The sequence below is a fragment of the Candidatus Cyanaurora vandensis genome, from assembly GCF_013285555.1.
In the GTDB taxonomy this organism is placed as follows: domain Bacteria; phylum Cyanobacteriota; class Cyanobacteriia; order Gloeobacterales; family Anthocerotibacteraceae; genus Cyanaurora; species Cyanaurora vandensis.
The window spans coordinates 1-6,016 of record NZ_JAAXLT010000084.1; the positions used below are offsets into that span (position 1 = coordinate 1).

The 6,016-nt window shown below is 54.7% G+C and carries 9 protein-coding genes; 5 read left to right on the top strand and 4 right to left on the bottom strand.

Annotated features, from left to right (window positions below; genetic code table 11):
- Positions 1–390 precede the first annotated feature (390 nt).
- On the top strand, positions 391–837 hold the full coding sequence (locus tag HFM78_RS05385; RefSeq protein WP_287128398.1) for a DUF2887 domain-containing protein: 447 nt from the start codon (positions 391–393) through the stop codon (positions 835–837).
- The gene (locus tag HFM78_RS05390; protein WP_287128399.1) at positions 821–1,000 is read left to right on the top strand and encodes a hypothetical protein; all 180 of its coding nucleotides are present in this window, start codon (positions 821–823) and stop codon (positions 998–1,000) included. Before HFM78_RS05385 ends, HFM78_RS05390 begins: the two co-directional genes overlap by 17 nt.
- A gap of 188 nt (positions 1,001–1,188) precedes the next feature.
- On the opposite strand, the gene wecB is transcribed toward HFM78_RS05390, so the two are convergent.
- Complete coding sequence (gene wecB / locus HFM78_RS05395; RefSeq protein WP_287128400.1) at positions 1,189–2,289, bottom strand: non-hydrolyzing UDP-N-acetylglucosamine 2-epimerase; 1,101 nt, start codon at positions 2,287–2,289, stop codon at positions 1,189–1,191.
- A 9-nt stretch (positions 2,290–2,298) separates the two neighbouring features.
- A complete protein-coding gene (locus HFM78_RS05400) occupies positions 2,299–2,616 on the bottom strand; it encodes a PII-interacting protein PipX family protein (protein WP_287128401.1) in 318 nt (105 codons plus the stop codon).
- 102 nt (positions 2,617–2,718) lie between these two features.
- Between HFM78_RS05400 and HFM78_RS05405 the strand changes: the two genes are divergently transcribed.
- On the top strand, positions 2,719–3,210 hold the full coding sequence (locus HFM78_RS05405) for a metal-binding protein (protein ID WP_287128402.1): 492 nt from the start codon (positions 2,719–2,721) through the stop codon (positions 3,208–3,210).
- Between the two features lie 184 nt (positions 3,211–3,394).
- Here the strand turns inward: HFM78_RS05405 and msrA are convergent, their stop codons facing one another.
- A complete protein-coding gene (msrA, locus tag HFM78_RS05410; RefSeq protein ID WP_287128403.1) occupies positions 3,395–4,057 on the bottom strand; it encodes a peptide-methionine (S)-S-oxide reductase MsrA in 663 nt (220 codons plus the stop codon).
- 245 nt (positions 4,058–4,302) lie between these two features.
- Here msrA and HFM78_RS05415 point away from each other — a divergent pair, with 245 nt between their 5' ends.
- Positions 4,303–4,581: a hypothetical protein gene (locus HFM78_RS05415; protein WP_287128404.1), complete on the top strand. Its 279-nt coding sequence runs from the start codon at positions 4,303–4,305 to the stop codon at positions 4,579–4,581.
- A gap of 3 nt (positions 4,582–4,584) precedes the next feature.
- Here the strand turns inward: HFM78_RS05415 and ndhC are convergent, their stop codons facing one another.
- Positions 4,585–4,947: an NADH-quinone oxidoreductase subunit A gene (gene ndhC, locus HFM78_RS05420; RefSeq protein ID WP_287128405.1), complete on the bottom strand. Its 363-nt coding sequence runs from the start codon at positions 4,945–4,947 to the stop codon at positions 4,585–4,587.
- 48 nt (positions 4,948–4,995) lie between these two features.
- Here ndhC and HFM78_RS05425 point away from each other — a divergent pair.
- Positions 4,996–6,016, top strand: a 1,021-nt coding sequence (locus HFM78_RS05425) for a UvrD-helicase domain-containing protein (protein ID WP_287128406.1), incomplete at its 3' end; no start/stop codon positions are given.

The following is a 6,016-nucleotide window of genomic DNA, read 5'->3' on the forward strand; positions in this document are numbered from 1 at the left end:
CATCAACCCCCCGCCCCCCCTTCACGAACGAGCCTCAAAGTCTACTGAATGAGTTCCATAGACTACCCCACCAGCCCCAGAGCCTACCCAACCAGCAAAAATGACTACCCAGCCCAGCAAAAAGACTACTCGACTAGCAAAAATGACTCATGCACGAGTCCCAGACACTATCGGACTAGACAAAAAGACTATACGACTAGTCTCAAAGACCACCAGACTAGTAAAAATGATTCATGCACGAGTGTCTAAAACTAGCTAGCGAACATCAGTGCAGGGACCCTTATCCCTCGGATAGCTCGGCTGAGCAGGGTACAATTCTCCCAAACTCCCCCGCCATGAAAACCGATACCATCCTCATATGAGCTATTTTCCCTCTACCCCAACTTGCTCTTGGAACTAGTCGGAGACCCATCCTCGGCTACCTATCGTTTTGAAGCTCAGGAGGTCAAACAGAAACGCTACCCAGGGGATTGGCGAGCTGTGGTCCTGTTTGCCCGTCCCAGTCTTGATCCTGGCCTCCCCGTGCCCTACCAAGACTTTGAGCAAAGCGGCAGACTCTATCGGTTGTACCTCAAGCCCAGACAAGAGCAGCCCGGTTCGCTCAAGCTCCACATCCTGCAATGGTTAGTCGTACCCAAGCCTCAACTCAAACGACGGGTCCAACAAGTGATGAACCGCGTCCAAGCAGAAGTAGAACAAGCTTTAGAGCAAGAGCAGATGATAAATTTGGTGAGTACGCTGTTGGTGTACAAGTTTCCAGAGCGCGAGCGGAGGGAATTAGAAATGGCTTTTGGATTGCGGGAGATTCGCAAAAACGCGGGTGTATCAAGAAGCTAGGGAAGAGGGCCGTGAAGAAGGCCGTGTTGAAGGAGAGCAAACTGGCACGGTGCGGGGCAAGCTGGAAGCGGTGCCCGCGCTGTTGGCGCGAGGATTCTCAGTAGAAGAAACCGCTCAAATTCTAGGGCTAAATATAGAACAGGTCCAGTCCCTGCAACCTTGACCTACTAAGACGCTTCAAGCATCCTAGCTGGGGCAAGTCGGCAAGCCAGCAAAACGCCAGAATCAACCAGAATGGGGGATGATAGCTTGCGGATGACGTTGTTGTAGATAGTCGGCAATCGCCTGTTTATCTTGGTTTGGGAGGAAGCAAGCTCAGTCCAGCAGGAGTTGCTCTCGATTCAAACAGTCCTAGCTCTTAAAAAAACCGGCTACCGCTTGGATAATTCGTCCGGTTGCTTGGCCATCACCGAAGGGGTTAATGGCTTGGGCCATGGCGGTGTAGGCGGCGGGGTCCGTCAGCAGGGTGCTGGCGGTTTCGACAATCTGCTCAGTATTCGTGCCCACTAACTGCGCCACGCCCCCGGTGATGGCCTCGGGGCGTTCGGTGGTCTCGCGGAGGACGAGGACAGGCTTACCGAGGGCGGGAGCCTCTTCCTGAATACCGCCCGAATCACTAAGAACCAGCGTGCATTGTTTGAGGACACCCACCAACTGGGGATAGTCCAAGGGTTCCACCAGGAAAGCGCGGGGATGACGGCCCAGAATCTCGCGGAGGGGTTCGCGCACGGTGGGGTTGGGGTGTAAGGGCAGGACGAGACAGGTATCCGGGAAACGGTCAAGCAGTTCGTGAAAAGCTTGGGCAATCTGGACCAAGGGTTCACCCCAGTTCTCGCGGCGGTGGACCGTGGCGAGAAGGACCCGTTGCTGCCAGTCCACCCCAGGAAGCTCCGGCGGGGCACATTGACCAGCGATGGCTTGCAAGGCATCAATGACCGTGTTCCCGGTCAGATAAACGCCCTCGGTGATCCCATCTTCGGCGAGGTTTTGGACAGCGAGCGCGGTAGGTGCGAAGTGGAGGCGGGCTAGTTGCGAGGTCAGACGGCGGTTCATCTCCTCAGGAAAGGGGTTATCAGCCAGCGCGGTGCGTAACCCAGCCTCCACATGACCCACGGGAATCCGGGCATAAAAGGCCGCCAACCCGGCGGCAAAGGTCGTGGTAGTGTCACCTTGGACAATGACCAAATCCGGGCGGTGGTAGGCGAGCCGTTCTTCCAAACGGGTCAAGCAGCGGCAGGTAATCTCCGCCAGAGTTTGTTTGGGGGTCATAATCTGTAAATCTTCCGCCGGGGTAATCCCGAACCAGCCGAGGGTCTGGTGGAGGATGGCCTGATGTTGACCCGTGGCAATTACTATAGTCTCCCAGTTAGTCTCTTGGAGACCGAGAATTAGGGGTGCAAGTTTGACAGCTTCGGGGCGGGTCCCCAGGATGACCAGGATTTTGGGACGCATCGGCAGTTCTCAAGCAAAGGGTTGGTCAAAAAATTGTACCGTCCGCTCCAGTTCGTCCCTCAACTCGGGGTCACGCAACCGCTTTAACTGGCGGATTCGCTCATCTACTAGCTGTTTGGCCTCACTGCGGGACATGGCTTCATAGCTGACGGGTTCACCGGGTTTCTCCGTCACCAAGAAGAACAGACGGTGCGCGTAGAGCGTGGTGAACAGATTTTTGTTCGCCTCCGGGGCTGGACAGATCGTGTACAACAAACCGAAGTTTGGATGGTGAATGTATCGCTCGCCCATGTCGCCCTCTTTTTTTTGCGAGACATGGTTTCTCACATTAGCTTCCCCATTATGGTGGTCTTGGTTACTATTAACACTTTATCTTGTCAAATACGCCACCAATAGTGTTCGATAAAGACGACGACCCTATTGGACCCAGTGGCTTCCGGTAAGACTCACGATGCTGTCACGCTCTGGACGCTTCCGCTGGTGACGGGGGGGGTGTGGTGGTGGGCAGGGGCGGCTCCAGCTTTGGTGGTCGGGGGGTGTTATCTTTTCAGTGGCCTTATGTTTAGCGGCGACCTAGATATTCACTCCAATCAATACCGACGGTGGGGTTGGTTGCGCTGGTTATGGCTACCCTACCGTCGTTGGTTTGCCCATCGTTCGATGTGGTCCCATGGATTTTTGGTAGGGACCGTGGTGCGGTTGGTGTATTTAGGGAGTTGGGGAGTGTTATTGGGGACGGCGATGTTGGGGCTAGGCCGGATCTTGAACTATCCTCTGAACCTAGATTGGAATTATGTCTGGCGTTTAGTTGGCGGGTATGGTCTCTGGGTTTTTGGCGGGTTGGAGTTGGGAGCAATGTCCCATAGCTTGGGCGATGTAATCTCTAGTGGCTATAAACGGTTGGTTAAACGGTTTAGGTAATGTTACATTCTTATCTCGCCCCGTCTTCTCGAAGCATTGATGAGCAAAACTGCTTGGAGCCTACCATGAGCCTAATATTCACGCCCGACCCGGAACGACTCAAGCAAGCCCGTATGATGCAGGGAGCCATTTGCGATGTGAAAGCCCAAGCCACCCTACGATAGCCTGGGCTGAATAAAACGCCTTACGAGAGGACGCTACCAGTTCCGATTGGACAAGCCACGTTAGTTCCACCGAGTCCGCAATAGCCGTTGGGGTTCTTGGCGAGGTACTGCTGATGGTAGTCTTCGGCATAGTAGAACTCGGGCGCGTCCAAGATCTCGGTGCTGATCTTGCCGTAACCCGCTTTGGTCAGGACGGGCTGGTACTGGTCGCGGGTAGCCTCAGCAAGTTCGCGCTGACGGGGCGTGTAGGCATAGATCCCGGAGCGGTACTGGGTGCCGGTGTCGTTGCCTTGACGCATCCCCTGGGTCGGATTGTGGCTCTCCCAGAACACCTTAAGCAGGGTTTCGTAGCTAATCTGCTGGGGGTCAAAAACGACGAGCACGACTTCGTTATGCCCAGTCCGTCCCGAACAGACTTCCTCGTAGGTGGGATTGGGGGTGGCCCCGCCCGCGTAACCGGCAGCAGTGACATAAACTCCCGGTTGCTGCCAGAATTTACGTTCCGCGCCCCAAAAACACCCCAGGCCAAAAATCACCATCTCCATCCCAGCAGGGAAGGGCGGCTTGAGGGGATGACCGTTGGCAAAGTGTTTCTCAGGAACGGTTATGGCGGTGGTCCGACCGGGCAGGGCTTCCTGAGCGGTGGGCAGAGTCGTCTTTTTACCAAAGCCAAAGAGAGCCATAGTGCAGTTCCTAACGGTATGTATCTTTATTTTAAATAGTATTGAAAGGCTACCGCAGGCATTGAGAGGGCAAGGGCAAAAAGTAGGCCAAAAATCAGGAAATCCTGAAGGCATAACCTGCTTACCTGTGTCCGGCAGGGTACGGGGTAGAGGACGCTTTTAAGCCCCAGTAAAGATACGTGACGGATAAATACCAGTCCAGAACCAGCCTCTACAATTATCCTATTAAGTGATGGAGCAGCCCTGTGAAACGTTACTTAAGAGTTGCCTTACTGCCTATGTTGCTGATGGGGACTTTTTATGCGGGGATGGTCTACGCTGCTGACCCGCGCCTCGACCAAGCCCTCGACAGCCTCGCCCGTGCCCAGGCCCTCCTGGAAGCCGCCACCAACCCCTATGCCCAACCCGAGTTTGGTAGCCATCGGCTCAAGGCAATTCTCTTGATTGAACTGGCCCAAGATGAAGTCGTCCTAGCCCAGCAATACGCCGACAACTCCGCGCCTCCCGTGGCCCCCAGCAAATAGAGCTTAGGTCCACTCCAGGGCACCCTTGCGCCACGCATAGACCAGACCGATGACGAGGATGGCAATAAAAATCAGGGCCTCAATAAAGGCCAACAACCCCACCTTGTCGAAGGCCACCGCCCAAGGGTAGAGGAAGACCGTCTCAATATCAAAGATGACAAAGACCAAGGCGAACATATAGTAACGGATATTGAATTGAATCCAACTATCGCCCCTCGGCTCAATGCCCGACTCGTAGGTACTTTTGCGAAAAGCACTGACAATCTTGGGCCGAAAAACCGCCGACAGACCCAGGGCAATCAACGGAACCAGCGCTGAGACCAGCAAAAACACCAGCAAGTAATCGTAACCAGAGAGGACAAACATCGGCAGGGGTCGGTAAGGGTATACTTCAATCTAGTTTACAGGCTTACCATGGGTCGCCAAGACCAAGATGATTTTCTCCAGCAATACCAGCAAGGCCGGGTCGGGCTGACCGCCACCCCTGGTGCCGGGAAAACCACCCTCCTCATCCGCTTGGTGAGTCAACTGCTCACCCAGGGCGTACCCATTGAACGGATTCTGGTCCTCTCCTACACCCGCGCCGCCAGCACCAACTTCCGGGAGCGACTGGTCAAAGAACACCCCAGCTTGGCCCACCTGGGCCTAGAAAATATTTGCACGATCCACAGTTGCGCCTACCGTTTGATTCAGCCACACCTCGCTCGCTGGGGTTATCTGAGCGGTACCCTCACGCCTATCCTCGCCATCCAGAAGAAAAGTTGGATTGAGGAATGTGTCCTAGCTTGGCTCGATGGCAAAGAAGAACAGTGGCAACGTTACCTCATCCCCGGCTGCGCTCCCGAGACGATCCGGCACTGGCGATTGAAACTGGTAGACCTAGCAGAAGAAGGGATCAGTCTCGCCAAACAACAACAAATTAGGCCCCATGCGTTACGTAAACTCAGCCAACAGTATCCAGACCGCTTTTTTCTCAACCTGACCAGCGTGGTCTACACGCCCTACCAACAACACCTGACCGAGTTGAATTTACTGGATTTCGATGACATGGTTAACCTTGCCATTGACCTCCTAGAAGAGGATGAGGCGGTGCGGACCCAATGGCAGCACTATCAATATCTCCTCGAAGATGAAGCTCAAGACTCCACCCAGGCCCAACACAAACTCCTAAATCTGTTGACCGGGGATGGTAATTGGGTCCGGGTGGGCGATCCCAATCAGGCGATTTTCTCCTCTTTCACCGCCGCCGATCCCCGCTATTTACTAGAGTTCTGCCAAGAGAATCCTAGTTACAGGTTGACAGAGGCTAGCCGCTCAGTCCGTCCTGTGATTGAGCTTGCCAATCATTTCTTAGGCCGGGTGGTGGCAGACCATCCCCACCCCGCTGCCCGCCGCGCTTTCTATCGCCAGTTCATCCAGCCCACCACCACTAACC